Annotated in this window: 2 protein-coding genes and 1 pseudogene; 2 read left to right on the plus strand and 1 reads right to left on the minus strand. The window is 72.8% G+C overall.

What is annotated here, in order from left to right; all coding sequences use genetic code 11:
- Positions 1-184: pseudogene (locus ACYVE9_RS26760) on the minus strand (rhodanese-like domain-containing protein); the annotation flags it as partial.
- Between the two features lie 93 nt (positions 185-277).
- Here ACYVE9_RS26760 and ACYVE9_RS26765 point away from each other — a divergent pair.
- The gene (locus ACYVE9_RS26765; protein ID WP_461030479.1) at positions 278-739 is read left to right on the plus strand and encodes an Lrp/AsnC family transcriptional regulator; all 462 of its coding nucleotides are present in this window, start codon (positions 278-280) and stop codon (positions 737-739) included.
- A 103-nt stretch (positions 740-842) separates the two neighbouring features.
- Positions 843-1,367: a hypothetical protein gene (locus ACYVE9_RS26770; RefSeq protein WP_461030480.1), complete on the plus strand. Its 525-nt coding sequence runs from the start codon at positions 843-845 to the stop codon at positions 1,365-1,367.
- The last annotated feature ends 65 nt before the right edge of the window (positions 1,368-1,432 follow it).

Below are 1,432 nucleotides of genomic sequence, written 5' to 3' on the forward strand. Positions count from 1 at the left end.
CCGCGGTCGCCCGCGAGTCCACGAGCACGAAGCCGGGCCGGCCGGACGCGAGCGAGGCGTGCACGTCGGCGACGGCCGCCTCGTGGTCGAGCCGGTCAGCGAAGAAGGCCGCCGCGGCGGCGGGTGCCGCGGGCGGTACGCGCAGTGCGGGAGAGGCGAGGGTGTCGTCCGTGAGTGGGGTCATGGGTGCAACGCTATGAGCGGCTCCTTCCCGGTGGAACCGCAGAAGCCCGGCCCGGCGCTTGATCTGACGCTGTTTCCCCGGTATTCCTCGACCATGGCCGCTGATTCTCCGGACGACGTCGACATGCGCATTCTCGAAGCCCTCCAGCGTGACGGGCGGGCGAGTTACGCGGAACTGGCGCGGGCCGTCTCCATGTCGCCGAGCGCCCTCACCGAACGGGTGCGGCGGCTGGAGGCGAGCGGTGTGATCGCGGGCTACTCGGCCGTGGTCCGGCCCGAACGCCTCGGCCTCGACATCCTGGCCTTCGTCCGGCTCCGATATCCCACCGGCAACTACAAGCCCTTCCACGACCTGGTCGACAGCACCCCGGAGATCGTCGAGGCACACCACGTGACCGGCGAGGACTGCTTCGTGCTGAAGGTCGTCGCCCGTTCGATGCGTCACCTGGAGCAGACCACCGGCCGGATCGCCGGGCTCGGTGCGGTGACGACCAGCGTCGTCTACTCCAGCCCGCTCAGGATCCGGGCCATCACCGCGGCCGCGGTACGGGACTGACCCGGCCCCGACGGCACCGAACGCCCGGGAGCCGCATGTGCCCGGCCCCGGCGGGCACCCGGAGCGCGACCGGAACCCTCCGGCACTCGGGAAGGACGTGCGCATGCCCCGCTCCGCCACCGCCGAACCGGCCGGGCAGGAGAACAAACTGCTCGGCATCTACCTCAACGACCACCTCGCCGCCGCCACCGCCGCGGTGGACCTCGCCCGACGCGTCGCCGACGGCCACGCCGACACCGCCATGTCCGGGGAACTCGACCGCCTCACCGACGACGTCGAGCAGGACCGGGCGACGCTGCTGGACGTCATGCGGCTGCTCGACGTGCCGGTGCGCAAGTACAAGATCGTCGCGGCCCGGCTCGGCGAGAGCATCGGACGGGCCAAGCCCAACGGGCGGCTCGTCCGGACGTCACCGCTGCGCTCCGTCGTGGAGCTGGACGGACTGCTGCTCGCGGTGCGGGACAAGGCTCTGGTGTGGCGGACCCTCACGCAGCTCGCCGAACAGGAGCAGCGCCTCGACGCGGACCGCCTCGACTCGCTGCTGCGCCGCGCGCAGGAGCAGACCGAGCTGCTGGAACGGCTCCGGTCCCGCACGGTCGGGGAGGTCCTCGTCCCGGCGGGGCGGTGAGCACTCCCGGCGGCCGCCCGCCGCGTGACCTCGGCCCCGGTGGCACCTGGCCTCCGGGGCCGAGG

It is taken from the genome of Streptomyces sparsus (assembly GCF_054776295.1).